Origin of the sequence: Catellatospora chokoriensis (assembly GCF_011297315.1) — a bacterium.
Classification (GTDB): domain Bacteria; phylum Actinomycetota; class Actinomycetes; order Mycobacteriales; family Micromonosporaceae; genus Catellatospora; species Catellatospora citrea.
Genome location: NZ_JAAOTI010000001.1, coordinates 378,975 through 404,149, shown reverse-complemented (window position 1 = coordinate 404,149; position 25,175 = coordinate 378,975). Strand labels below are relative to the sequence as shown.

General features: G+C 71.3%; 26 protein-coding genes. 16 read left to right on the top strand and 10 right to left on the bottom strand.

Annotated features, from left to right (window positions below; translation table 11 throughout):
• Positions 1-5 precede the first annotated feature (5 nt).
• Positions 6-1,379 carry a condensation domain-containing protein gene (locus HAV39_RS01800; protein ID WP_191837363.1) on the bottom strand — a complete coding sequence of 458 codons (1,374 nt, stop codon included), beginning with the start codon at positions 1,377-1,379 and terminating at the stop codon, positions 6-8.
• 52 nt (positions 1,380-1,431) lie between these two features.
• On the bottom strand, positions 1,432-2,991 hold the full coding sequence (locus HAV39_RS01795) for an MFS transporter (RefSeq protein ID WP_191837362.1): 1,560 nt from the start codon (positions 2,989-2,991) through the stop codon (positions 1,432-1,434).
• A gap of 274 nt (positions 2,992-3,265) precedes the next feature.
• On the opposite strand from HAV39_RS01795, the gene HAV39_RS01790 reads away from it, so the two are divergent.
• Complete coding sequence (locus HAV39_RS01790; RefSeq protein ID WP_191837361.1) at positions 3,266-3,763, top strand: adenosine-specific kinase; 498 nt, start codon at positions 3,266-3,268, stop codon at positions 3,761-3,763.
• Between the two features lie 75 nt (positions 3,764-3,838).
• Complete coding sequence (locus HAV39_RS01785) at positions 3,839-4,768, top strand: NADP-dependent oxidoreductase (RefSeq protein WP_203736353.1); 930 nt, start codon at positions 3,839-3,841, stop codon at positions 4,766-4,768.
• On the opposite strand, the gene HAV39_RS01780 is transcribed toward HAV39_RS01785, so the two are convergent.
• From HAV39_RS01780 to HAV39_RS01770, 3 genes are all read right to left on the bottom strand, one after another.
• Positions 4,765-5,139, bottom strand: a complete 375-nt coding sequence (locus HAV39_RS01780; protein WP_191837360.1) for a DUF4259 domain-containing protein — start codon at positions 5,137-5,139, stop codon at positions 4,765-4,767. The two genes, HAV39_RS01785 and HAV39_RS01780, sit on opposite strands and share 4 nt — an antisense overlap.
• 100 nt (positions 5,140-5,239) lie before the next feature.
• Positions 5,240-6,457: an esterase-like activity of phytase family protein gene (locus HAV39_RS01775; RefSeq protein ID WP_191837359.1), complete on the bottom strand. Its 1,218-nt coding sequence runs from the start codon at positions 6,455-6,457 to the stop codon at positions 5,240-5,242.
• A gap of 117 nt (positions 6,458-6,574) precedes the next feature.
• Positions 6,575-7,033: a hypothetical protein gene (locus tag HAV39_RS01770; protein ID WP_203736352.1), complete on the bottom strand. Its 459-nt coding sequence runs from the start codon at positions 7,031-7,033 to the stop codon at positions 6,575-6,577.
• Positions 7,034-7,098: 65 nt separating this feature from the next.
• On the opposite strand from HAV39_RS01770, the gene HAV39_RS01765 reads away from it, so the two are divergent.
• On the top strand, positions 7,099-7,581 hold the full coding sequence (locus HAV39_RS01765; protein WP_191837358.1) for a hypothetical protein: 483 nt from the start codon (positions 7,099-7,101) through the stop codon (positions 7,579-7,581).
• Positions 7,582-7,585: 4 nt separating this feature from the next.
• On the opposite strand, the gene HAV39_RS01760 is transcribed toward HAV39_RS01765, so the two are convergent.
• Positions 7,586-9,145: a phospholipase D family protein gene (locus HAV39_RS01760; protein ID WP_191837357.1), complete on the bottom strand. Its 1,560-nt coding sequence runs from the start codon at positions 9,143-9,145 to the stop codon at positions 7,586-7,588.
• 126 nt (positions 9,146-9,271) lie between these two features.
• Positions 9,272-10,255 (bottom strand): hypothetical protein, encoded by a 984-nt coding sequence (locus HAV39_RS01755; RefSeq protein WP_191837356.1) that lies wholly within the window; start codon positions 10,253-10,255, stop codon positions 9,272-9,274.
• Between the two features lie 211 nt (positions 10,256-10,466).
• Between HAV39_RS01755 and HAV39_RS01750 the strand changes: the two genes are divergently transcribed.
• The 6 genes from HAV39_RS01750 to HAV39_RS01725 are packed head-to-tail and all read left to right on the top strand — an operon-like array spanning position 10,467 to position 17,162.
• Positions 10,467-11,618 carry a LacI family DNA-binding transcriptional regulator gene (locus HAV39_RS01750; protein ID WP_203736351.1) on the top strand — a complete coding sequence of 384 codons (1,152 nt, stop codon included), beginning with the start codon at positions 10,467-10,469 and terminating at the stop codon, positions 11,616-11,618.
• Positions 11,618-13,192 (top strand): FAD-dependent oxidoreductase, encoded by a 1,575-nt coding sequence (locus tag HAV39_RS01745; RefSeq protein WP_191837355.1) that lies wholly within the window; start codon positions 11,618-11,620, stop codon positions 13,190-13,192. The genes HAV39_RS01750 and HAV39_RS01745 overlap by 1 nt, the downstream gene beginning before the upstream one ends.
• Positions 13,193-13,218: 26 nt before the next feature.
• Positions 13,219-14,496: an ABC transporter substrate-binding protein gene (locus HAV39_RS01740; RefSeq protein WP_191837354.1), complete on the top strand. Its 1,278-nt coding sequence runs from the start codon at positions 13,219-13,221 to the stop codon at positions 14,494-14,496.
• Positions 14,493-15,386, top strand: coding sequence for a carbohydrate ABC transporter permease (locus HAV39_RS01735; protein WP_191837353.1), 894 nt, complete (start codon positions 14,493-14,495; stop codon positions 15,384-15,386). The genes HAV39_RS01740 and HAV39_RS01735 overlap by 4 nt, the downstream gene beginning before the upstream one ends.
• Positions 15,376-16,206, top strand: a complete 831-nt coding sequence (locus tag HAV39_RS01730) for a carbohydrate ABC transporter permease (RefSeq protein WP_191837352.1) — start codon at positions 15,376-15,378, stop codon at positions 16,204-16,206. The genes HAV39_RS01735 and HAV39_RS01730 overlap by 11 nt, the downstream gene beginning before the upstream one ends.
• A gap of 2 nt (positions 16,207-16,208) precedes the next feature.
• Positions 16,209-17,162, top strand: a complete 954-nt coding sequence (locus HAV39_RS01725) for an acetylxylan esterase (RefSeq protein ID WP_191837351.1) — start codon at positions 16,209-16,211, stop codon at positions 17,160-17,162.
• Positions 17,163-17,268: 106 nt separating this feature from the next.
• Here the strand turns inward: HAV39_RS01725 and HAV39_RS01720 are convergent, their stop codons facing one another.
• Positions 17,269-17,922: a ribonuclease FAU-1 family protein gene (locus HAV39_RS01720; RefSeq protein WP_239120698.1), complete on the bottom strand. Its 654-nt coding sequence runs from the start codon at positions 17,920-17,922 to the stop codon at positions 17,269-17,271.
• A gap of 99 nt (positions 17,923-18,021) precedes the next feature.
• Between HAV39_RS01720 and HAV39_RS01715 the strand changes: the two genes are divergently transcribed.
• From HAV39_RS01715 to HAV39_RS01705, 3 genes are all read left to right on the top strand, one after another.
• Positions 18,022-18,318: an ArsR/SmtB family transcription factor gene (locus tag HAV39_RS01715; protein WP_239120697.1), complete on the top strand. Its 297-nt coding sequence runs from the start codon at positions 18,022-18,024 to the stop codon at positions 18,316-18,318.
• Positions 18,315-18,701 carry a VOC family protein gene (locus HAV39_RS01710; protein ID WP_191837350.1) on the top strand — a complete coding sequence of 129 codons (387 nt, stop codon included), beginning with the start codon at positions 18,315-18,317 and terminating at the stop codon, positions 18,699-18,701. The genes HAV39_RS01715 and HAV39_RS01710 overlap by 4 nt, the downstream gene beginning before the upstream one ends.
• 226 nt (positions 18,702-18,927) lie before the next feature.
• Positions 18,928-19,620, top strand: coding sequence for a hypothetical protein (locus tag HAV39_RS01705; protein ID WP_191837349.1), 693 nt, complete (start codon positions 18,928-18,930; stop codon positions 19,618-19,620).
• On the opposite strand, the gene HAV39_RS01700 is transcribed toward HAV39_RS01705, so the two are convergent.
• Positions 19,604-20,296: an alpha/beta fold hydrolase gene (locus HAV39_RS01700; RefSeq protein WP_191837348.1), complete on the bottom strand. Its 693-nt coding sequence runs from the start codon at positions 20,294-20,296 to the stop codon at positions 19,604-19,606. The two genes, HAV39_RS01705 and HAV39_RS01700, sit on opposite strands and share 17 nt — an antisense overlap.
• Before the next feature lie 85 nt (positions 20,297-20,381).
• Entirely contained in the window at positions 20,382-20,951 is a 570-nt protein-coding gene (locus HAV39_RS01695; protein WP_191837347.1) for a TetR/AcrR family transcriptional regulator, read from the bottom strand.
• A gap of 105 nt (positions 20,952-21,056) precedes the next feature.
• Here HAV39_RS01695 and HAV39_RS01690 point away from each other — a divergent pair, with 105 nt between their 5' ends.
• From HAV39_RS01690 to HAV39_RS01675, 4 genes are all read left to right on the top strand, one after another.
• Positions 21,057-21,989 (top strand): SDR family NAD(P)-dependent oxidoreductase, encoded by a 933-nt coding sequence (locus HAV39_RS01690; RefSeq protein ID WP_191837346.1) that lies wholly within the window; start codon positions 21,057-21,059, stop codon positions 21,987-21,989.
• 29 nt (positions 21,990-22,018) lie between these two features.
• Positions 22,019-23,056 (top strand): MBL fold metallo-hydrolase, encoded by a 1,038-nt coding sequence (locus HAV39_RS01685; protein WP_191837345.1) that lies wholly within the window; start codon positions 22,019-22,021, stop codon positions 23,054-23,056.
• Between the two features lie 113 nt (positions 23,057-23,169).
• The gene (locus HAV39_RS01680; RefSeq protein ID WP_191837543.1) at positions 23,170-24,525 is read left to right on the top strand and encodes an MFS transporter; all 1,356 of its coding nucleotides are present in this window, start codon (positions 23,170-23,172) and stop codon (positions 24,523-24,525) included.
• A 114-nt stretch (positions 24,526-24,639) separates the two neighbouring features.
• Positions 24,640-25,092, top strand: a complete 453-nt coding sequence (locus HAV39_RS01675) for a hypothetical protein (protein ID WP_191837344.1) — start codon at positions 24,640-24,642, stop codon at positions 25,090-25,092.
• Positions 25,093-25,175 lie beyond the last annotated feature (83 nt).

Genomic DNA, 25,175 nt, shown 5'->3' with positions numbered 1-25,175 from the left:
GGCGCTCAGTCCTCTTTGACCAGCTCCGACACGGGAAGGTCGGGGTCGTCGACGGCGGCGCGCAGCAGGCGCTCGTAGCCGTCGGCGAGCCCGGCCACGGTGTCGTGCGCCAGCAGCCCCGTGTCGTAGACGAACGTCGTCGACAGGCCCGCCGGGCCGGGCCGGGCGTACACCATCAGGTCGTGCAGCACCTTGGGGATGGCCAGCGGGAAGTCCTCCACCCGCAGGCCGGGCAGCGTCAGCCGGCTGGCGACCTCGACCTCCTCGTGCAGGAACATCGCCTGGAAACCCTGTGCCCGCCCCGGTTGCGCAGGCTCGTCCAGCGCCGCGACCACCTGCCCCCACGGCAGGTCCTGATGGTCCAGGGCGTCGATCACCGTCTCCCGGGTGCGCGCCAGCACCTGCCGGAACGTCGGGTCGCCGGACAGGTCCCCGCGCAGCGCCAGCGCGTTGTTGAACAGGCCCACCAGCCGCGCCAGCTCCGGCCGGGTGCGGCCGACCCCGGCCACCGGGATGCCGATCGCGAAGTCGTCCCGGCCACTCGCCTTGAAGAGCAGCACGTGCAGCGCCGCGAGCAGCACCATGAACCGGGTGCAGCGCGCCGACCTGCCCAGCTCCTCGACCTGCCAGACCAGCTCAGGGTCGAGGACCCGGGCCAGCTGTGCCGCAGGCGCACCCTTCGTCGCGGGCCTGGGCAGCGCGTCGAGCAGCTCCAGCGGGGCCAGCCCGGCGAGCTGTTCGCGCCAGTACTCCCGGTCCTCGTCCTCTTTCTCCGTGTCGGCGACGGACTGCGACCAGGCGAAGTCGCCGTACTGGACGGGCAGCTCGGGCAGCTCCGGTGGCACGCCGGCGGCCAGTGCCGGGTAGAGCACGCCCAACTCGCGGTCGATGACACCCAGCGACGCGCCGTCGGCGAGGATGTGGTGGATCGTCATCCGCCACACGTGGTCGTCGTCGGCCAGGCGCAGCAGCGACGTGTGCACGAGCGGGCCGGTCTGCAAGTCCAGCGAAAGCGTGCGGCGCTCGTCGAGCAGCTCGCGGGCCCGCTGCTCGCGCTGCTCCGCCGGCAGGTCCCGCAGGTCGAGCACCTCCATCGCGACGCCGTTCGCGGGGCCGACGACCTGCACCGGCCCGTCGGGCCGGGCGACGAACAGCGTGCGCAGGATCTCGTGCCGGTTCACGACCGCGTCGACGGCCCGTGCCCACGCGTCGGCGTCCAGCGGGCCGCGGAACCGGTGCACCAGGTCCACCAGCGGCGACATGCCACCGGGGTAGCTGGTGCACAGCAGCCACCAGCGGGCCTGCAACGGCGTCAGCGGCAGCTCGACCAGATGTGACGGGCGGACGTTGAGGGGCGGCTCGCCTGTCACATCAAACATGGTGAACATCTTGGAGCCGGGTGCCGATGGTGTCCAGCGGTCCGTCGGGTACCTAACCGCGTTCCAGGGCTCGGGTCAGCTCGGCCAGCTGCGGTTCCAGGTGTGCCAGCCGCGCGCGTACCGTGCGGGTCCGGTTTTCGGCCAGGGCACGGTCGTGGTCGATCGTCGCCCGCAGTGCCGCCCGCACCGGCTCGACCTCCAGCCGGGCCAGTGCCGCGACCGCGGTCCCGGGCGGCACGGTCCGCTCGGGCAGCAGCCGGCGCAGCCCGTGCCGGGCCCGCACGGTCCACCGGCCCTCGGCGTAGCGGAGGCTGACCCGGGGCCCGGCGGCCGCCCCGGCCAGCCCGTACAACGCGGGCAGCGGCTTGGCGTCGCCGGGTCTGGGCTTCGGGGGCGCGGTGTCGTCGAGCTCGCGCCACAGCCGGTGCCCGATCACCGGAGTGAGCGTGACCGCGAAGTACAGGCCGGTGGCGACCAGGATCGCGTCGGTCAGACCGAGGTACCGCACGAGGAATCCCGCGAGCAGGCCGCCCAGCGGCGCACCGCCGAACGCCACCGCGGTGATGATGCCGCCCATCCGCGACAGCATCTCCTTCGGCGTCCGCTGGTAGATCATCGCGCTGACCGTCGGGTTGAGCGACGACATGGCGATCCCGCCGACCAGCGTCACCACGACGATCACCAGCAGGTCGTCGGTGAGGGCCAGCACGATGAACCGCGGCACCCCGCCGATCAGGTATCCGGCCACCAGCATCGGATAGCGCGGCAGGATCGGCGCGAGCCACGCCACCAGCACATTGCCGGCGATCAGCCCCAGCGCGTACGCGGTCGCGACCGCCCCGAGCGCCGCCGGGTCGTCCATCGTCTCGTACACCCACAGCGGCACGAACACCACGGCGCTGGCCTGGTTGAACAGGTTGGTGAAGAACAGCATCCCGGTGACGGCGCGCATCAGCCGGTTGCGCCGGAACCAGGTGAACCCGTCACGCAGCGCGGTGAAGTACGGCACCGCCGTGGTCGCGTCGGCCGACGCCGTCACCGCGGCCCGCACCGGAACCATCAACACGACCGCGACCGCGTACGTGGCCGCGTCGATCCAGATGCCGCCGATCGGACCGAACACCACCACGGCTATCCCGGCCAGCGACGAACCCGCCAGCGTCGAGGTGCGCAGCACTCCCTCGCGCACCGCGGCGACCCGTGCGTAGTCGCTGCCCGCCGCGCCCATCAGCGGCACCACCATGGTCGCCTTGGCCCGGTCGCCCTGCGCCCGCAGCACTCCGAGCACCCCGACCAGGACCAGCAGCAACCCGAAGCCCCGCGTGCCGACCATGGCGACGGCGGCCGTCACCGCGACGCTGCCCAGGTCCGACCACAGCGACGTGCGCCGCGCCCCCACCCGGTCCTGCAATGGCGCGGCCAGCACGCCGCTGACCACATAGGTCAACGTCTCGACACCGGCGACCAGGCCGACCTGCACCGGATCGCCGGTCGTGACGAGCACCAGCCACGGCACCGCGAAGAACGTCATCCGGGTGCCGATGTTCGAGACGGCCTCGGCCGCGATCAGCCTGACCAGGTCCGCCCGGTGCTGCTTCGGTGACGTGTCCAAGCCGGATCAGGCCGCCCGCACCGGCTCGGTCAAGGTCTCCTCCACGGCTGACTCACCGCCGGTCGCGCTGTCCGGCGGGAAGCACAGCATAGAGCCGCGTCGCTGTGAGCGGCGCACGTACACCCGCGGTGGCGTTTGCTGGTACGCGGCGTGTGTGCCCGAAAGTCCGAAGCCTCCGACGGCGGCGGACTACGCCGACTCCGATCCGCCTTGAAGCCGTCGCGGCTACAGTCGAGAAGGGGACCACCCACGGCCGTATGCGAGGGGGCGCGGCATGGCCACCGGATCGGTGACCATTGAGGTCGTCGCGGTCGACACGCCCGATGACATCAATGTGATCATCGGGCAGGCGCATTTTGTCAAGACCGTCGACGACCTGCACGAAGTGCTGGTCGGCGTCAGCTCACACCTGCGCTTCGGCATCGGGTTCTGCGAGGCCTCCGGCGCTCGGCTGGTGCGCCGCTCGGGCAACGACGGTGAACTGGTCGGCCTCGCCGTCGAGGCCGCCCGGGCGATCGGTGCCGGCCACTGCTTCGTCGTGATGCTGGGCGAGGGCTACCCGATCAATGTGCTGAACCAGGTGAAGGCTGTTCCGGAGGTGTGCACCGTCTACTGCGCGACGGACAACGCGGTGGAGGTCCTCGTCGCCGTGACGAAAAGTGGCAGGGGAATCCTCGGCGTCGTCGACGGTCGCCCGCCGCTGGGAGTGGAGACCGATGCGGACGTCGCGGCGCGCCGTGAGCTGCTGCGCGAGCTCGGCTACAAGCTGTGACCCTGCGGAGCGCGACATCGGCTGTCGACTAGACGGACGGAGAGGAGCGCCGGGCGGATGAACACGATGTTTGCCGTGAGAGCTCACGCCAGGGGCGGCCCGGAGCAGCTCGTGTACGAGCAGGCACCGCGACCCGAGCCGGGACCGGACGAGGTCCTGGTCGCCGTGAAGGCCGCGTCCATGACACCCCAGGAGCTCACCTGGCCGGAAACCTGGACATACACCTCGGACGGGTCGGGACCCGAGCGCACGCCGGTCATCCCCTCTCATGAGTTCTCCGGGATCGTCGCGGCCACCGGGCCGGGGGTGGACGGCCCCGCCGTCGGCGACGCCGTATACGGGCTGATCCCGTTCAACCGCAACGGGGCGGCCGCCGAGTACGTCACCGTGCCCGCCGCCGTCGTGGCGAAAAAACCCCGGACCGTCGACCATGATCACGCGGCGGCGCTGCCCCTGGCTGCGCTGACCGCCTGGGAGGCCCTGCGGGAGCACGCAGGGCTGCAGGCCGGTCAGCATGTGCTGATCCAGGGCGGCGCGGGCGGCGTGGGCATGTACGTGGTGCAGCTCGCCGCCGCACTCGGCGCGCAGGTGAGCGCCACGGCGGCGGCCGCCGACCTGGAGTTCGTCGAAGGACTCGGCGCCGAGCAGGTCATCGACTACAAGGACCAACGCCTCGAGGACCATGTCCACGACGTTGACGTGGTGGTCGACCTCGCCGGTGCGGACGCGCAGGCGCGAGCCTGGCCGGTCCTGAAACCGGGCGGGATCCTGGTCGCCATCTCCACCCCGCCCGACCAGGAGGAGGCTGCCCGCCACGGGGTGCGCGCGACCTACTTCATCGTCAAACCCGACCGGGAGGGGCTGCGCTCGATCGCGGAGCTCGTCGACGACGGCCGGGTGCGGCCCGTGCTGGACCGCGTGCTGCCGCTGGCCGAGACACGGTCAGGCTACGAGGCGCTGGAGGCCAAACGCCGCGGCAAGATCGTCATACACGTCGCCGACTAGGCACGATCCTCTTCGGCCAGCTCGGACAGCTGGTCGAAGGTCCGGACCAGGACGGCCCGCCGCTGCTCCTTGTAGGCGGGCTTCGGTTCCAGCCCATCGATGGTCGCGTCCCACACGGCCAGGTATCGCGCCTTCCAATCGGCGATGACCTCGGGATCGGGCAGGCAGGCGCCGACAAGGCCCTGCTGTGCGATGAGGTGGAGCAGTTCGAGGTTGCACGGCACCGCGACGCCCCAGTACTCGTCGGGTTCGATCCGGACGGGATCGCCGGACATCGCCTCGGCCACCTCGGTGATGAGCCGGTCGGTCACCATCGACAGGTGATCGGCCGCGGTGTCGTCGTCGAAGTTGCCGCTGCCCCAGGTCCCCATGCGCCCTCCCGCGTCGCCGGTGAGGAGCGTACCGCCGCGCCGCGTGCGCCCGCGGCGCCGGGCGCGGATCCGTGCAGGACCCGCGCCCGGCCATGGCACGTCAGCCGAGCACGCGGTGGTCGGCGTGCAGGGAGCGGTCGAGCCGGATGGTGATGAACTCGTTGTCGTCCGGGCGGCCTGCGGTGCGGCCGGACGAGAACGGGAAGTTGTTGTCGTTCAGCACGGCCAGCGTCCGGTTGTCGAGGATGAGCACGTCCTCGATCGTCTGGAACGGGAAGCGGAACGTGCCGGCGGTGCCGCCCAGGTGCTTCGGGTCGGCGATGTTCAGCAGGTCGGCGACCAGCGTCTTGTCGACCTGGCCGTTCCGGTCGCGGTCGGCCAGGTCCACGAGGTAGATCTTCTTGAACGCGGCCGCGTCGCCCTGGTTGTTGTCCCGCTCGATGACCAGGAAACGCTGCTTGTCGACGGCGATGAAGTCGCCGATGGCGTTGGCGGGCGACTCCAGCTGGTACGTCCAGCGCTTGGCGGTGTACGCGTTCGCGCCGCGGTCGAACTGGTTGATGCGCAGGGCGCCCGCGGTGTCACCGCTGACCGTGCCCTCCAGCAGCGGGTACAGGTACTTGCCGTCGACCGAGGCGGCCATGCCCTCGAAGCCCTTGCTGCTGCCCAGGTTCGCGGTCACGCCCAGCCGGGCGGCGCTCTCCGGGGCGTTGACGCCCGGCAGCGGCACCGGCGCGGCCAGCAGCCGCCCGGCCCGGTCGAGGTGCAGCAGGTACGGACCGAACTCGTCGCCGATCCAGTAGCTGCCGTCCTCGGCCTTGACGATCGACTCGACGTCGAAGTCGGCGCCGGTCAGCACGCGGTCGGCGCGGGTCAGCGGCCACGATACGAAGCCGGACGGGTCGGTCAGGTTGATCCCGCCGACGGCGTCGACGGCACGGGTGCCGAAGTCGGGGATGAGGCGCTGGATGCGCAGCACGAAGTCGCCACTGTTGTTGATGTTGCCGTAGCCGTTGTCCGACAGCACGTCGTAGCTGCCGTCGCCGTTGCGGGCGATGCCGCTGAAGCCCTGCACGGGCTGGTCGGCGAACGGCGGCGTGACGCCGTTGACCGGAGCGGTGCCGAGCAGCGAACCGGACGGGTCGCTGGCGGGCACGAAGGTCAGCGCGGGCAGCTTGGCGAAGCCGGTCAGCACGGCCGGCCCGAAGTCGCCGGACCGCTCCGCCTCGGCCGGGGCCGCCGAACCGCCGGTGGGCAGGGCGACCGCCAGGGTGAGCACGGTCAGGCCGGTCAGGGCCAGCCGGGGCAGACGTGTCATGAATCCTCCTCGAACGGGTAATCGACCCGGACGTTAGACATCCCGGTTGAACCCGCCGAGAACGTCCGCTCAACGGCGTATGGAGATCGCCGTGCGGACGTACCGTGCGCCGGCCGGTCAGACGTTGTGCACGCGCGCCTGCATCGCGAGTTTGTGCTGCAGTCGCCGCAGGGTTCTCATCGTCTCCTCGTCGGACAGGCCGGTGGTGGTCGACCACTCATATCCCGATCCGAAGATGTCGCTGGCGAAGACGATCTCAGTAGCGAGCAGCGACCGTCGCCAATCCTGCCGGCTGAGCGGATGTCCAGCCTTGATGGCCGCCCTGAGGCGGTCGGTCTGCTGGTACATGTCCGCGACTGCCTGAAAGCCCATTGCCACCGCGAGTGCGTCAGTGGCATGGGCAGGCCCGCCCCACTCGCCGAAGCCGCGGACGAGCAGGTGGCGTTCGGCCTCGGTCAGGTCGATCGATACTGGCTCTTCGAAGGTCACGTGGCGATCATGCCGCCGTTCGAAGGTCTCCGCGTTCTGGACTTCGGCATGTGCCACCAGGGCGTCGGACAGGGGCTTGTCGGTCATGCGGCAAGACGATAATGGAGATCCGCTCGACCCCTGGGGCGACGGCCTCGGCCATACTCTGCTGGATGAGCACTCTCTACCTTGCCCGGGTGCTGGGGCACGAACCGGTCGTCCTGGTCGAGTGCGTGACCGTGCATCCCGATGCGGGCCTGCCGCCCCACGCAGCCGATCAGGAGAGCCGGGACGCCGCGCGGCGGTTCGTGTTGCGCCTACTTGCCGACGGTGACGAGGCTGGCGACGACGAGGGCATGGAGCAGGCCCTGGCTCGCCGGGACGCCGCCGACGACGACGGTCTCGTCGAGGAAGCCGTGTCCGGCGTCCGGCGGGTGCGGGTGCTCGACATCGGGTTCGACGACGCATTCTGGCAGGAGCACCGCGACCAGTGGTGGGCCACGGCCGAGGTGGTGCCGGGCGTGCCGGTGCGGGAATGGCTGGCACAGCCCAGCGACTCGTGCCCGTACCAGGTGGCGGTGTTCGAGGCGGTGCTGCGACCGGGTGTGCTGCGCCGCCCGCGCCGGGAGGCGTTCGGCAGCACGGCGTACTGGTGAGCGCTCAGAAGCGGTTGCGCACGCGCATGGTGCTGGGCCGTCCGTCCGGGTCGCAGATCAGCTCGTAGACGAGCCGGGCGGGCAGCTGCCGCCAGCCGCGCACCTTCGGCGGCTGGTAGCGGCGCAGCCGGGTCCGCGGGCGCGGGCCGGCCCGGCCGGACGCGTGCCAGTCGTCCAGCTCCCGCGCCGCGGCCGCGAACAGGTCGAACGCGGTCCGCGCAGCGCGCAGCCGCGGGTCGGGCCCGTCACCGCCGAGGTGCTCGCTCATCAGCTCCAACCGCAGGTCCCGGGCGTACGCCGGGTCGGCCGACTCGTCCACCACGGCGCAGGTCAGTTCGGAGTCGTAGGTCCAGGACCGCAGGTTGAAGTTGTCCGACCCGACCGTCGCCCACGCGTCGTCGACGATGCAGGACTTCGCGTGCACGTAGATCGGCGTGCCGGCGGCGTTCTCCAGGCCGTACACCGCGACCCGGTCGCCGCCCGCCTTGCCGAGCACCTTCATGGCCTGCTTGCGCCCCCACGACTCGGCCCGGGAGACGGCGGGGGAGGCGGCGTCCGGCGCGAGCGGCACCACGCAGATCAGCCGCAGCTCCGGATTGTCCCGCAGGGCCTGCGCGAACGGCCGGATCACCCGCGCCGACCACAGGTACTGGTCCTCGACGTAGATGAGCTGCTGCGCGCGGGCGAGCGCCTTGAGGTAACCGCGGGCGATGCTGCGCTCGCCGCGCGGCGCGAACGGGTAGCGCCCGAGCCGCCGCCGCGGGTAGGTGCGCAGGGTCTGCACGCTGTGCGGGCCGCGGGCGGGCGGGTCGGGCAGCGGCGCGGGCAGCGCGGGGACCTCGGTGCGCAGCCGGGACAGCTTGTCTCGGATCCAGTCGATCAGGTTGAGGGACAGTGCGCTGGGGTCCTTCCAGCGTTCCCGGAAGACGTGCTCGACGTCGCCGACGGCGGGTCCGCGCAGTTCCAGCTGGATGTCGTGCCAGGGCGGGTTCGGCCCGTAGACCTCGGCCATCGGCGGGGCGAGGGGGTCGCCGCCGTGTGCGGCGTCGTCGTTGCGGCCGCGGCACAGGTCGATGCCGCCGACGAAGGCGACGTCGCGTTCGGGGCGGCCGGGATGGCGTACCACGAAGAGCTTCTGGTGGTGGGAGCCGCCGAACCGGACCCGCATGTCGAGCAGCACGTGCGCGCCGGCGGCCTGCAGCTCCTCGGCGAGCTGGCGGTTCTGCGGGGAGCTGAAATGCAGCCAGTCCGGGTGCGAGCGCCACAGCAGGCCGTACACCTGGACTCCGCGCCGTGCGGCGTCGCCGAGCACCTTGGTGACCTGGGTGCGCGGTCCGTCGAGCTTCTCGTCCGGGTCGCCGCGCCAGTCGGTGAACATGACGACGTCCCCGGCTTGCGTGCCGTGGAGCACGTCGACGAGCGTGCTGAAGTACGTCGCCCCGTGCACCAGCGGGCGGGCCAGGTTTCCCCGGCTCCAGGCGAGGCCGTCGGCGCGGCGTCGGTCGATGCCGGTGGCCGGGTTGCCGCGCTCGTCGGCGGACAGGAACCAGGAGTCGGGGGTCACGCCAGGACCGTACCCGCGCTGGGAGTGTCGAATCCCGCGCGGTCGGAAAGGAGATCGCCGTTTCCGGTCAGAACGTGGTGTCCGACCACAGATTCCGACCGGAAACGGCGTTCACGCCCCGAGCCGTCAGACGGCCCTGGCCACCGCGATGGTCGCGTCGAGGCGTGGGCCGGCCTCGTAGAACATGTACTCCACGCCGCCGTCGGTGCCGAAGCTCGCGGCGGCGCTGCGGCCCCGGTCGGGCCCACCGTCCATGGCGTAGTGGAATACGCCGAGGTGCACCTCGCGGTCGAAGCTGTTGCCGACCTCGGTGAGGTACATGTCGCCGCCGTTGCCGTGGTAGACGACGTACGTGGTGTTGTTGCGCTTGAGCACGTGCGGCGCGGCGATGTCGACCTGCCCGTCGGGGCCGGGCGTGACCAGCGGTGTCGGGTCGAAGGAGAAGGTCTTGCCGTCGTTCGACCAGCCCCAGAAGATCTTGCGGGTGCCGTTGGTGACGCCCATGAACACCATCACGTACTTGTTGCCCAGGCCGGGCACGGTGTGCTCGAAGACGCGGGCGTACGAGGTCTCGGTGCAGTTGGGGATGACCCCGGTGTGCAGCACCCGCCCGAAGTAGGTGAAGTGCACGCCGTCGGTGGACCAGGCCATCCGGGTGGTGTTGTTCTCGCCGTGGAAGTACAGGTAGAACTTGCTGTTCGCGGCGTTCCAGATGACGTGCGCGCTCGACACGTGGCTGACCGCGTAGTGCGGAGCCCAGTTGTTCGAGATGATCGGGTTGTTCGGGTACTCGGTGAACTGGCCGCTCAGGGAGTTGCCGTAGGCCAGGCAGATGCCGCCGGGCGCGTCGTGCGGGGCGTAGTACAGGTAGTACCTGCCCAGCGGTGAGGCGATCTTGTCGTACACCCCGCGGATGCACGGGAAGATCAGCTCACCGGTGGGGTTGTAGCGCAGGTTGGCCTTGTTGAACGGGGTCCCGAGGTACTGGTACGTCGGGAATCCCGCGGGCGCGGCGTGGGCCGGGCTGCCCAGTGCCGTCCCGGTGAGCCCGCCTGCCGCCGCGGCTGCGCCCGCGACCAGCAGTTGCCGGCGATTGAGGAGCGGTTTCATCGGTGGTCCTTCCCATCGATGGATATAACCGAAAGTAACGGTGAGTCTCGGGCTCGCGGCGTCCGGGCGTCAAGGGGCTAATACGAATTAGTTCAGGAACTTCGGCGCGGGCGATTTTCGTTGTGGGCCTTGACGAAGCGCCCGAAAGGCCGCAGGATCTCATCTCACCGAAACAACTAATGCGCATTAGCCCGAGGATTGGACACGCACCGTGACCGGAGCCCGCAGGCGGGTGACCCAGCAGGACATCGCCCGCATGACCGGCGTCAGCCAGGCGACCGTCTCGCTCGTCCTCAACGGACGGTCCGACGCCGACGTCAAGCTCTCGGCCGAGACCCGCGAGAAGGTGCTGCGGGCCATCGCCGAGACCGGCTACGTGGCCGACCCGATCGCCCGGCGGCTGGCCGCGCGGCACAACCGGATCATCGGCGTGTTCACGTACGAGCCGGTGTTCCCCAGCGCGAACAGCGACTTCTACCACCCGTTCCTGGTCGGCATCGAGCAGCAGGCCGAGGTGCTCGGCTGCGACCTGCTCCTGATGACCAGCACGCCGGTGGTCGACGGGCGGCGGCGCATCTTCCACGGCGACAACCGGCTGCGGCTGGCCGACGGCAGCATCCTGCTCGGCCGCACCATCGACCGCGCCGACCTGGCCCGGCTGCTCGCCGAGGAGATCCCGTTCGTCTCGATCGGCCGTCGTGACGACGCGGGCGGCCCGGTGCCCTACGTCGGCGCGGACTACGCCGCGGCGACGGCCGAGATAGTGCGCCGGGCGGTGGACCTGGGCCACGACCGGCTCGCCTACCTGGGCCTGGGCGCGGGGCCGGAGTCGTGGGCCGACCGTGGCCGCGGGTTCCGCGACGCGGTCGCCTCGGCAGGGGTCTTCGGCGGCCACTTCCCGACCCCGGTGTCCGGCGGTCCCGGCGGCGGCACGCCCGCACCCGGCGAGCAGGCGGCCGCCGACTCGCAACGACATGACGCGCGGCCGGCCCGGGGACCAGGTCGCGGCGCGTTGTCGGAGCAGGCCGCGACCGCGGCGCGCGACACCGCCGCCGTGCTCGATGCCGCGCTGGCCGCAGGTATCACCGCGGTGATCGCCGAGGAGCACGCCGACGGGGTCGCGCTGTTCGAGCTGGCCCGCGCACGCGGAGTCGCGCTGTCGGTGGCGACGCTCGGGGAACCGACCCGGGCCGCGCTGCCGACCGCGGTGGAGTTCACCAGCCTGCGCATACCGCGCCAGGCCATGGGCGCGCAGGCCGTCGAGGTCCTGACCGCCCTGATCGAGGGCACGCCCGGCGCGCGGCAGCGGCTGCTGCCGTGCGAGGTCGTGCCCGGCGAGACGCTCACCGAAAGAGGTAACTGATGCAGGCCGAGATTCTGGTGGTCGGGGGCGGCCTCGGCGGGGTGGCCGCGGCGCTGGGCGCGCTGCGGGCCGGGCGCCGGGTGGTGCTCACCGAGGAGTACGACTGGCTCGGCGGGCAGCTGACCAGCCAGGCCGTGCCGCCGGACGAGCACAGCTGGGTCGAGCAGTTCGGCGTGACCGCGAGCTACCGCGCGCTGCGCGAGGCCATCCGCGACTACTACCGGGCCAACTACCCGCTGATCCCCGCCGCCAGGGCGTGGCGAGAACTGAACCCGGGCGGCGGCCACGTCAGCCGGCTGTGCCACGAGCCCCGCGTCGCCGTCGCGGTGATCGAGTCGATGCTGGCGCCGTACCGGTCGTCGGGCCGGTTGACGGTGCTGCAGCCGTACCGGCCGGTGGCCGCCGACACCGACGGCGACCGGGTCACCACCGTGACCGTCGAGCACGTGCGCACCGGCGACCGGCTCACCGTCGAGGCGGCGTACACCCTGGACGCGACCGAGACCGGCGAGCTGCTCCCGCTGACCGGCACCGAGTACGTGACCGGTTTCGAGTCGCAGCACGAGACCGGTGAGCCGAGCGCACCGGACGCCGCGCAGCCGATGAACATGCAGGCCGTGTCGGTGTGCTTCGCGATCGACCATGTCGACGGCGACCACACCGTCGACAAGCCCGCGCAGTACGACTTCTGGCGCTCCTACCAGCCGGACTTCTGGGGCGACCGGCTGCTGTCGTTCCGCTCGCCGAACCCGCGCACCCTGGCCATCAGCGAGCGCAGCTTCACCCCGAACCCCGACGACGACCCGCTGTCGGTCGTCGCCGACCAGCGGGTCAACCCCGGCGACGGCAACCTGTGGACGTTCCGCCGCATCGCGGCCCGCAAGCTGTTCACGCCGGGCGCCTATGAGAGCGACATCTGCCTGGTCAACTGGCCGATGATCGACTACTTCGAGAGCCCGGTCATCGACGTCCCCGACGCCGACATGCACCTCGCCAACGCGAAGCAGCTGTCGCTGTCGGTCCTCTACTGGCTGCAGACCGAGGCCGGCTTTCCCGGCCTGCGGCTGCGCGGCGACGTCACCGGCGGCACCGACGGCCTGGCCATGGCTCCCTACATCCGGGAGTCACGGCGCGTCCGAGCCGAGTACACCGTCGTCGAGCAGGACCTGTCGCTGGCCGTACGCGGCGACAAGGGCGCGGTGGAGTACCCCGACGCGGTCGGGGTCGGCATGTACCGCATCGACCTGCACCCCTCCACCGGCGGCGACAACTACATCGACGTCGGCTCGTGTCCCTTCGAGATCCCGCTCGGCGCGCTCATCCCGCGCCGCATGGAGAACCTGCTGCCCGCGGGCAAGAACATCGGCACCACGCACATCACCAACGGCTCGTACCGGCTGCACCCGGTCGAGTGGAACGTGGGCGAGGTGGCGGGGGCGCTCGCGGCGTACTGCCTGAACAACGGCCAGTCGCCGCGCGGCGTGCGCAACACCCCGGAGCACCTGTCCGGGTTCCAGGCACAGCTCATCCGGGACGGCGTGCAACTGCGCTGGCCCGACGTCTCCGGCTACTGACCGGCCACCTTGAGTTGGAGTTATCGATGAAGATACGCGCACTGCTCGCCGCCGCGACGGCCGGCGCGCTCGCCCTCGGACTGGCCGCCTGTGGCGGTGCGGAGGAGCCGAGCACCGGTCCGGTGTCGCTGCGCATGACGGTGTGGTCCTCGAACGAGGCGCACCTGAAGCTGTTCAACGAGATCGCCGACGCCTACAAGGCGAAGAACCCGCGGGTCACCGAGGTCAAGTTCGACCCGATCCCGTTCGAGAGCTACACCACCACGCTGACCACCCAGATCGCCGGCGGCAACGGCCCGGACCTGGCCTGGCTGCTGGAGAACTCGGCCCCGGACTTCGTGAACTCCGGCGCGCTCGTGCCGCTCGACGACACGCTGGGCAAGGCCGAGGGCTACAACGCCGCCGACCTTAGCGCTTCGGCGACGAAGTTGTGGAAGGCCGACGGCAAGCTGTTCGCCTACCCGTTCTCGACCTCGCCGTTCGGCGTGTTCGTCAACACCGACATGGTCAAGGCCGCCGGGCAGCAGACCCCGGCCGAGCTGATCGCCGCCAACCAGTGGACCTGGGAGAAGGCGGTGACGGTCGCGGCGGCGTCGTCGGCCAAGAGCGGCAAGGCCGGTCTGGTCGTACGCGACTTCGACTACAAGAACTGGGACAACCTGTCCACCGTCTGGACCGGCTGGGGCGCGCAGGCGTGGACCGCCGACGGCAAGGGCTGCGGGTTCGACCAGCAGCCGATGGTCGACGCGATGACGTTCCTGCACAACGCGATCTTCACTGGCAAGGCGCTGCCCGGCCCCGGCACCACCGCCGACTTCTTCGCCGGCGAGGCCGCCATGACGATCACCCAGATCTCGCGGGCGTCCCTGCTCAAGGAAGCCAAGTTCGGCTGGGACCTGGTCCCGCTGCCGACCGGCCCGAAGGGCGAGTACGCCGTCATCGGCCAGGCCGGGCTGGGCGCGCTGAAGAAGGGCAAGAACGCCGACGTCGCCGCCGACTTCCTCGCCTTCTTCACCAACCCCGCCAACTCCGCCAAGCTCGCCGCGTACTTCCCGCCGCCGCGCACCTCACTGCTCACCGCCGAGACCCTCGCCAAGACGAACCCGCTGCTCAAACCCGAGCAGCTGCAGCAGGTCGTCATCGACGGCATCTCCAGCGGCGTCGTCAAGCCCAGCCACACCGGCCAGGCCGAGATCGCCCAGGCGGTGCGGGCCGCGCTCGACCCGCTGTGGAAGCCCGACGCCGACGTCAAGGCGGTCCTCGGCGGCGTCTGCTCGGCCATCAACCCCCTACTGGCCAAGTGAGCACTCGCTTCTGGACGGGTAGCCGGCGCGACACCCTCGCCGGCTACCTGTTCATCGCCCCCCAGCTCATCGGCTCGGTGCTGTTCGTGTTCGTGCCGCTGGGCCTGGTGTTCTGGTACAGCCTGCACGAGTGGAACGTGCTCGCCGACACGTTCACCTTCGTCGGCGGCGAGAACTACCAGGCGCTCGCCGACGACCCGAAGCTCGCCGACGCGCTGGTCGCGACCGGCTTCTTCTCCGCCGGGCTGGTGGTGCTGAACCTGAGCCTGGCGCTGCTGCTGGCGGTGCTGCTCAACCAGCGGCTGCGCGGCACGGTGTTCTTCCGGACGGTGTTCTTCTCGCCGGTCGTGGTGAGCCTGGTCGCCTGGACCATCGTGTGGAGCTTCCTGCTCCAGGACAACGGCGGCATCAACGGCCTGCTGGAGACCGTCGGCATCGACGGGCCGAACTGGCTGCGCGGCGAGGGCACCGCGATGATCGCGGTGATCGTGGTGCAGGTGGTCAAGAACGTCGGCCTGAACATGGTGCTGTTCCTGGCCGCGCTGCAGGGCGTGCCCGCCAACCTGTACGAGGCCGCCACCGTCGACGGCGCCAGCCGGCGCCGGCAGTTCCTCAGCATCACCGTGCCGATGATCAGCCCGACCATCCTGCTCACGTCGATCATCACGGTGGTCGGCTCGCTGCAGGTGTTCGCGCAGATCGCCGTGCTCACCCAGGGCGGCCCGGGGACCTCCACCACGGTGCTCGTCTACTACCTCTACCAGCAGGCGTTCCAGTTCCACCACTTCGGATACGGGGCCACCCTGTCCGTGCTGCTGTTCGCGATCGTGCTGCTGCTGACCCTGGTCCAGTGGCGTATGCGCCGGAAGTGGGTGTTCCATGAGTCGTAGGGCCAAGACCGCCGTGTACGGCGTGCTGTGCCTGCTGGCGCTGCCGTTCCTGTTCCCGACCTGGTGGATGGTGACCTCGTCGCTCAAGCCGGTCGGCGACATCTTCGCCTTCCCGCCGACGCTGTGGCCGACCGACGTCAGCTTCGACGCGTACGCCAAGGCGTTCGAGCTGCAGCCGTTCGCCCGGCAGTACGTCAACAGCATGTACATCGCGGCGCTGGTCACGATCGGCACGCTCGCGGTGTCATCGCTGGCCGGGTACGCGTTCGCGCGGATCAGGTTCAAGGGTGCGAACGCCTGGTTCGTGGTCATCCTGGTCGGCCTGCTCATCCCGAGCGAGGTCACCATCGTGCCGCTGTTCAAGATGTTCGACGCCTGGGGCATGGTCGACACGCACTGGCCGCTGATCCTGGTGCCGATCCTCGGCGCGCCCAGCGTGCTGGCCACGTTCATCATGCGGCAGTTCTTCCTCGCCCTGCCCGGCGAGCTGGAGGAGGCGGCGAAGGTCGACGGCCTCGGCCGCTTCGCGATCTTCCGGCTTATCGCGCTGCCGCTGGCCCGCCCGGCCCTGGGCGCGGTCGCCATCTTCACCTTCCTGCACAGCTGGAACCTGTACCTGGAACCGATCGTGTTCCTGTCCAGCTCGGAGATGTTCACCCTGCCGCAGGCGCTGACCCAGTTCGTCGACGCGTACGGCGGCCCGATGTGGGACATCCAGCTGTCCGCGGCGTCGCTGACGGCGCTGCCGGTGCTGGTGGTGTTCGTGATCGCGCAACGCCAGTTCATCGAGGGCCTGGCCCACACGGGCCTCAAGGGATAGCCATGCCGATCACCGAGCCGAACCCGGGGGAGTACCGCAGCGCGCTGCGGGCGCCGGACGACTTCGACGAGCACTGGGCGCGCACGCTGGCCGACTCGGACGCGTTCGCGCTGGACGCGAGCTTCACGCCCGCGTGGCGGCGCGCGATCGAGGTCCACGACGTCACCTTCGCCGGGTTCGGCGGGCATCCCGTCAAGGCCTGGCTGGCCCTGCCCGCCGGGACCACCGAGCCGCTGCCCTGCGTGGTCGAGTTCCCGGGCTACGGCGGCGGCCGCGGGCTGGCGCACGAGTGCCTGCTCTACGCCGCCGCCGGCTACGCCCACCTGCGCATGGACGTACGCGGCCAGGGCAGCGGCTGGAGCCACGGCGACACCCCCGACCCCGTGGGAACCGGACCGCAGCATCCCGGGTTCATGACCCGCGGCGTGCTCGACCCCGGCACCCACTACTACCGCCGGGTCATCACCGACGCGGTCCGCGCGGTCGCCGCCGCCCGCGCGTTCCCGCTGGTCGACGCGTCACGGGTCGCGGTCACGGGGGAGAGCCAGGGCGGCGGGCTGGCCCTGGCCGTCGGGGCGCTGGTGCCGGACCTGGCCGCCGTCGCGCCGGACGTGCCGTTCCTGTGCGACCACCGGCGCGGGGCCGAGCTGGCCACCGCCGGGCCGTACCGGGAGGTCACCGCATACCTCGCGGTGCACCGCGGGCACGAGGAACAGGTGTTCCGCACGCTGTCCTACAGCGACGGCGTGCTGTTCGCCGAGCGGGCGACGGCTCCCGCGCTGTTCAGCGTCGCGCACATGGACGCCAGCTGCCCGCCGTCGACGGTCTACGCCGCCTACCACCGCTACGCGGGACCTAAGCGGATCGAGGTGTACCCGTTCAACGGCCACGAGGGCGGCGAAGCCGTCCAGGACGCCGCCCGCCTGTCCTTTCTCGACGAGATCTTCGCCCGCTGAGGGAGCGGTCGCCGTGGGTGCCCAATTTCGGGAAACTGCAGCATTCGGCCATCCGGTTCCCGCAGTTTCTCCGGAACCGCAGGCCCGGGGCGGGCGCCGCCCGTGGTCACCAGCTCCGCGGGCGCTCCCAGCCGGGCGGCGGCTCGTCGGCGGTCTCCGCGCCCCAGGCCGGGTCGGGCCGGAAGTCGCACCAGGTGCCGTCGAACGGGAACGCGCCCGCTTCGATCAGGTCGATCACCTCGCGCCCGGCCCGGCGCACCCGGGCCTCGTCCTCGACCCAGTAGTGCTCGGGCTGGGTCAGCCGCTCGGCGAACACGTCCTCGTCCTTCCAGCGCCACGTGCGGTCGGGCTCGACCCAGATGTCGAGGTCCCAGTCGGCGGTGTCGAGTCCGGCCAGGTGGTCGTCGCGCCATGCGACGCCGGGGCGCTCCAGGTTGGCGTACCAATTGCGGAAGTGCCCGTCGGCGTCGAAGAACCAGCGGATCGAGTAGTCGGCGCCCGTGGCGTGCCAGGACAGCACGCTGTGCCGGGCCACGAAGGCCATCGGGCGCTTGGGGCCGGTGACCCACTCCGCGAGCGGGACCTGCGCCATCGTGAGATCGTCCAGACGATTCAGGTGCCAGCCGGACGTGCCGCGGCTGCACCACAGCAGCAGGCCGCGCTCGTCGTGGCGGACCGCCCGCATCGGGTACAGCCCGCCGATCTGCCGGTTCTGGAAGTGGCGGACGCAGACCAGCTCACCCGGTTCGAAGATCACCATCCCGGCAACCTATCGGACCAGGTGGCCGGACTCCGGGAGGTGAGCCCCGGGCCCGGTGTCGGGCGGGCGACTTGATAGGCAAGTGATTACTTGCCTATAGTGGCTGACGTGGGTGACGTCTTCAAGGCACTGGCCGATCCGACCCGGCGGCACATCCTCGACGAGCTGGCCGAGCGGGACGACCAGACCCTGTTCGAGATCTGCGCCCGGTTGGGCACGAAACACCAGTTCACCTCGTCGCGGCAGGCGGTTTCCCAGCACCTGGAGCTGCTGGAGGCCGCCGGCCTGGTACGTACCCGCCGCGAGGGGCGCTACAAGTTCCACACCCTCGACACCCGCCCGCTCGCGCAGATCGCCGAGCGCTGGATCCGTGACAAGCCGCAGGAGAACCCATGAAGATCCACCTTGCCAGCATCCTCGTCGACGACCAGGCCAAGGCGCTGGCCTTCTACACCGACGTGCTCGGCTTCGTGAAGAAGAACGACGTCCCGATGGGCGAGTTCAGCTGGCTCACCGTCGTCTCTCCGGAGGACCCGGACGGCGTCGAGTTGGTGCTGGAGCCCGACCAGCACCCGGCGGCCAAGCCGTTCAAGGAGGCCCTGGTCGACGACGGCATCCCGTTCACCTCGTTCGCCGTGACCGACGTGCACGCCGAGTACGAGCGCCTGACCAAGCTCGGCGTCGTCTTCACCCAGCCGCCGACGTCGATGGGCCCGGTCACCACCGCGGTCCTCGACGACACCTGCGGCAACCTGATCCAGATCGCCCGCATGAACTGACCCGTCCCGCCCCGCCCTGCGGCCGCGGCGGCGCAAGGTCACCGGACTTGCCTGGCACCTGTGCGTATCTTGAAGCGCGATTCGCCCACCTGCCAGGCAAGTCCGGTGGTCTTCGGCGGTGGCGCGCCCGGTCGCGGCGCGGCAGCGGTGGTGTCGGATTGGCGCGGATCGGTGGAGGGACGGTTAGGCGACTGAGGTGGCGGGCGGGCGCGCCTAGGCTCCCGGCATGCGCCGTACCCTTCGCCTGCTTCTCGCCGCCGCCTGCGTGCTGGCCGCCGGCACCGCCTGCGGCTCCGACGAGGGCGATCCGGTCACCGCGCCCACGTTCTCCACCGTGGTCAGCCCGACTGCCGCCCCCGTCGAGTCCGCATCCGCCGCCCCGTCGCCGGCGCGCTCCTCGGCCCGCCCGTCGCCCGCCGCGCCGTCCTGGCCGTCGCCGGCCGACTGCGTCTCCTACAACCCGAACAACCTGACCGTGCAGTACGCGGCCGGCATCCACCAGGTCATGGACGGTTCGAAGGTCGTCGCGCGGCTGCACGGCGGCCCCGACGGCAACGTCGGCGACCAGGGCCTGGCGCTGGCGAAACGCTACAAGCGGCACTGCTTCATCGGACGCGGCAACGGCCGCGAGGACGCCAACGCCTACGTCTTCGACTACTGGCGCGACTCCTCCGGCCGGAGCACCGCCATCCCCGGCGAGGACGACGCGTGCTCGTCATATGACCGGGGCAACCTGCAGGTCAATGACATGGGCGGCGGTCAGGGCTGGCGGGTCAAGGACGACGACAACGTGCTGCACGTGTTCGACGACGAGTCCGACGCCCGCGACGGCCGCCTGGTCCTGGCCAAGTACGGCCGGATCTGCCGCCTGGGCAACCCGCCCGACGACGACCAGGACTTCGTCACGTACGGGAGGTGAGGAACCCGCGCACGGCGGCGACGAACTCGGCCGGCCGCTCCTGGTGCACCATGTGCCCGGCGTCGATGACGGTCAGCTCACCGTGCGGCAGGGCCTGGGCCAGCTCGGCGATGGTCTCCTGGCGCACGTAGCTCGCCGGTCCGCCGGAGATCAGCAGCGTCGGCACCGTGATGCCGCGCGCCTCGTCCCGCCAGCGCGGGTCGGGCTCGTCGATCTGGGACCGCAGCGCCAAAACCGCGTCCCAGTCGAACGACAACTCGCCCGCGGGCCGCTGCGGCGGCACCGGGGTGCGCGGGTACATCAGCCCCGCGTCCTCCACCACCAGGGCGTCGACCCGTTCCGGGAACCGGGCCGCGAACAGGTAGGCCACCACGCCGCCGAGGGAGTGCCCGACCAGGGCGACGCGCTTGAGCCAGAGCGCGTCCAGCAGCCCGGCGACGTCGGCCACGAGCAGGTCGATCGCGTAGCCGGAGGTCCGGTCGCCGCGGCCGTGGCCGCGCTGGTCGACGGCGTACACCCGCCACCGGTCGGCCAGCTGCTCCGCGACGGTGTCCCAGTCACCCGGCCCGCCGCCGCCGATCCCGTGCAGCAGCACCATGGGCGGCGCGTCCGGCTCGCCCCACACCCGGTACGCCAGCCGTACCCCGTCCACGTCGACGTGCTCGTAGTCGTTCATCAGCCGAACCTATCCTGCGCGGCGCAGGTCACAGGTCCGGCAGTGTCTCCCCGGGCCGGCGCGGCCGTGGCTGCGGGGCGGGCACTCAGCGGGCGGGCCGCAGCCCTTCGCGTACGACCTCGAGCACGCGGGCGGGTGCGGCGTCGCCGCCATACCGCTGCATGGCCTGGCAGCCGACCATCAGGGTCTTCACGTCGGCGACGGTGACGTCGGCGCGGACCGCGCCCGCGGCCTGTGCGCGTACCAGCAGTTCCCCCATCGCGTCCTTGAACGCCTGCTCGTGCTCGGGCATCGCGGCCTCGATGTCGAAGCCTTCCCCGGCCAGCGCGTCGACCAGGCCTTTGTCGGTGGCGCCGGCGGTGGTCATCAGGTCGAAGAAGCTGAAGAATCCCTCCCCGGGGTCCGTGGTCTCGGCCAGCTCGCGGGCAGTGTTCACCAGGTGTTCCACCCGGGCCACCACGATCGCCTGGTACAGCGCCTCCTTGGTGGGGAAGTGCCGGTAGACGGTGCCCGCGCCGACCCCGGCCCGCCGTGCGATCTCGTCGATGGGCACGCCGAGCCCCTCGGCCGCAAACACCTCGTAAGCGGTCTGTAGCACCTTGGCGCGGTTGCGGCGGGCGTCGGCGCGCAGCGGCCGTGCGGTCTCGCCGGTCATCGTGCTGCCCGGCGGGGGAGACGTGGGTCACTGGCTAACCGGGGCGCACGTTCCGTATAGTAAGTGGGGCGCACGTTCCGATTATATGCACTCCGAGGAGACGCCATGAACGCCACAGCCACCACGGCGGGCCGCTGGACCGCCACGGACGTGCCCGACCAGACCGGCCGGGTCGCCGTGATCACCGGTGCCAACACCGGCATCGGCTTCGAGGCCGCCAAGGTGCTCGCCGGCCGCGGCGCGACCGTGGTCCTGGCCTGCCGCAACCCCGACCGGGCCGGGGACGCGCTCGCCCGGCTCACCGCGTCGACCCCCGGGGCCCGCGTCGAGTTCCTGCGCCTGGACCTGTCCTCGCTCGCGTCGATCCGCGAGGCCGCCGCCGAGCTGCGCGGCCGCCACCCTGAGATCGACCTGCTGGTCAACAACGCCGGCGTGATGTGGACGCCGCGCAGCACCACCGCCGACGGCTTCGAGCTGCAGTTCGGCACCAACCACCTGGGCCACTTCGCGTTCACCGGCCTGGTGCTCGACCGGCTGCTGCCGGTCGTCGGCTCCCGCGTGGTCACCATCAGCAGCATGGGCCACCGCACGGGGCAACTCGACTTCGACGACCTGCAGTCCGAGCGCTCGTACGGCCGCCACCGCGCCTACGCGGCCTCGAAACTGGCCAACCTGATGTTCACGTACGAGCTGCAGCGCCGCCTGGAGACCGCCGCCGCGCACACCGTCGCGCTCGCCGCCCACCCCGGCGGCGCGGGCACCGAGCTCATGCGCAACTCCCCGCCGCTGATCCGGTTCCTCAACCCGGTGTTCGGCCCGCTGGTCACCCAGAGCGCCGAGCGTGGCGCGCTGCCGACCCTGCGCGCGGCGACCGACCCGTTCGCGCGCGGCGGGGAATACTACGGACCGGACGGTCTCGGGGAGGTCAAAGGATTCCCGAAGCGCGTCGGCTCCACCGCCCGCTCGCACGACAAGCTCGCCCAGCGCCGCCTCTGGCAGGAGTCGCTTCAGCTCACCGGCGTCACCTTCCCCGTCTGACCGACCAACCGACCACTAAGGACACCGAGATGCCCGCCATCCTCGCCGCACTGGGCGCGACACCCAGCGGAGCCCGCGCCGAGCGGGTACGCCAGTCGCCGCACTTCCGCGACGGCTCCTTCCGCAACAGCACGCCCACCCGCACCATGGTCGGCGGCGAGAGCCGCCCCAGCGTGCGTGAGTTCCTCACCGGCGGCGAGCGCCGCCGGCCGAGCGCCCCGGTGCCGCTGGTCACCGGCGAGCCCGCGACGTCCGCCGACGGGCTGCACCTGACCTGGTACGGCCACGCCACCGTGCTGGTCGAGATCGAGGGCGCGCGGGTGCTGCTCGATCCGGTGTGGAGCGACCGGTGCTCGCCGACCCCCGGCATCGGCCCGAAGCGCCTGCACCCGATGCCCGTGGCGCTGGCCGACCTGCCGCGTGTCGACGCGATCGTCATCTCCCACGACCACTACGACCACCTCGACATGCCCACCGTGCAGGCGCTGACCCGCAGCCAGCAGGCCCCGTTCCTGGTGCCGCTGGGCGTGGGCGCGCACCTGGAGCGCTGGGGCGTGCCCGACCACCGGATCATCGAGCTGGACTGGGAGGAGAGCGCCGACGTCGCCAGTCTGACCCTGACCGCCACCGAGGCCCGCCACTTCTCCGGCCGCACCCTGCGTCGCAACGGCACCCTGTGGAGCTCGTGGGTCATCGCCGGCGAGCAGCGGCGGGTGTTCTACACCGGCGACTCCGGCTACTTCGACGGTTACGCCGCCATCGGCGAGCGGCACGGCCCGTTCGACGCCACGCTGATGCAGATCGGCGCGTACGACAAGGGCTGGCCCGAGATCCACATGTTCCCCGAGGAGGCCGTCGCCGCCCACCTCGACCTGCGCGGCGACCTGCTCATCCCCGTCCACTGGGCCACCTTCAACCTGGCCCTGCACCCGTGGGCCGAGCCGGTCGACCGCCTCTGGGCCGAAGCGAAGGCCCGCGACGTCAACCTCGCCGTCCCCCGCCCCGGCGAACGCGTCGACGCCGCGGCCCCGCCCGCCCTCGACCCCTGGTGGCAGGCCCTCGTCTGAAAGCAAGGGCACCTTCACCTCGCCATGCGTTGTAGAAGGTGCCCTTCTTGACGGCTACCAGCGGCTGAGCTGGGCCGTCAGGCCAGGTCGGCCGGGCGTGCGGGCATGCGGCCCTGCCCGCATGCCCGCTACCGCTGCCGCGCGGCCCGCGGATAGGTTCGCGGCAGGCAACGGCGGGGGAGGCGGCGCTGACAGCGGCAGGGACGAGCACACCGTCGGGGCCTGAGGGCAGGCGCGGCCTGTGGCCGCTGCTGGTCGCGCAGACACTGTCCGCGCTCGGGGACTCGTTCTCGTACGTCGCGATCCCGCTGCTCGTCCTGCACACCACCGGCTCCGTCGCGCAGATGGGCGCGGTCACCGCGCTCGGCGGCGCGGCAGCACTGGTGACTGGCGTGTTCGCCGGCGTCGTCGTGGACCGGTTCGACCGCAGGCGGCTGCTGGTCGGCTGCGACCTGGCCCGGCTGCTGCTGTACGCGAGCATCCCGCTGGCCTGGCTGGCCGGACCGCAGGTGTGGCTGCTCTACCTGGTGCTGCCACTGGCGAGCGCCTTCGGCATGGTGTTCCGGGTGGCGCACGTGACCGTCGTGCCGAGCCTGGTGCCCGCCGAAGAGATCACCCGTGCCAACAGCCGCCTGTTCGCGGCGTCGTCGACCGCATACCTGGTCGGTCCGGCTCTGGCCGGGCTGCTCTCCGGACGGTTCGGCCCGACCGCGGCGATCGCGCTCGACGCGGCCACCTTCGCCGTCTCCGCCGCGGTGCTGCTCCTGCTCCGCCTCCGGCCGACCGGGGCGTCCGGCCGCCCCGAGGCGGGCACGCGGCCGATGGACGTGCTGCTGGCCGGGGCGCGGTTCATCGCACGGCATCCGGTGCTGCGGCCGCTGACGGTGCTGCTGACCGTCCTGAGCAGCCTCACCTTCGGCCTCACCGATGTGGTGATCTACCGGCTGAAACACGACCTCGGCCAGAGCGACGGCACCGTCGGCTACGTGCTCGCGGTCGGCATCGTGGGCACGCTGGTGGGTTCGGTCGCGGCGGCGCGGCTGCGGCGGCGGTACGGCTTCGCGCCGACGTGGACCGGGGCCTGGGCGCTGTGCGGCGTCGCCATGGCCGGAATCGGGCTGGCCGGGCGGGTGCCGCTGGTGGCCGCCGCGGCGACCGCGGTGCTCGGCTGCACCGCCGTCGCGGGCATCGTGTCGATGTCGCTGCGGCAGGAGGTGACCCCGGCCCCGCTGCTCGGCCGGGTCACCTCGGCCTTCTGGACCCTGCACTCGGCACTGACCCCGCTGGGCGCGGCGGCGCTGACCACGGCGGCCGCCGGGTACGGCTCGGCGGCGACCCTGATCGGTGCGGGCGTGCTGTGCACGGCGACCGCGGCGACCGCGCTGTGCACAGCCCTGTTCCGCACCTCGGCTGAGGCAGACCACGTGCCTGACGCGCTGCCCGGACGAGGAGAGGTCGGCGCGGCGTGACAGTCCAGTTCGGGCATACTGGACAGATCGCCCCGGACGTCGCCGGTCGAGCCGGCACGTGAGACGGTGCCGGCTCACGTCGACCGGTGCCGACCGCGAGGACGGAGACCGATCATGAAGTTGCCGCCCGGCGCGACCGGCTTCGGCACCGACTCTCGCCAATCGAAGAAGGATCTCCAAGACTTGGCAGCGGTCTGCCACCACGCCGCCCGCCGGACCGGCGGCGCCGTCGCTGAGCTGATCCCCCTCGGCGCGACACCCAACTTCCACACCGCGACGATCACCTATCCCGACGACAGGATCGCCGTGCTGCGGCATGGCCTGCTTCCCTGGCTTGCTCTCGCCAAGCCCACCCGCCCCGGCCAGGCCCCACGCGACTGGCTCGATCGAACCGAGCTCGCCGAGGCCATCGGCGAGGTGTCGGACCTTCGCATCCTCACCCGCGACGAGCTGCTACAGCCGCTCGGCAGCGCCGACCTCGCGGACCTCGCCGCTGCCGAGATCAAGCAGATCGCATACTGGCGGCCGACGACAGTCGGCGACCTGCTCTTCAACCTCTGGGACTGACTCGTGCTCGGGGCGCCCGCTGTCGCGAAAGGCCGGACGGCGGCCTGATCCGTGATCAGGCCGCCGTCGTGATCACCTCGCGG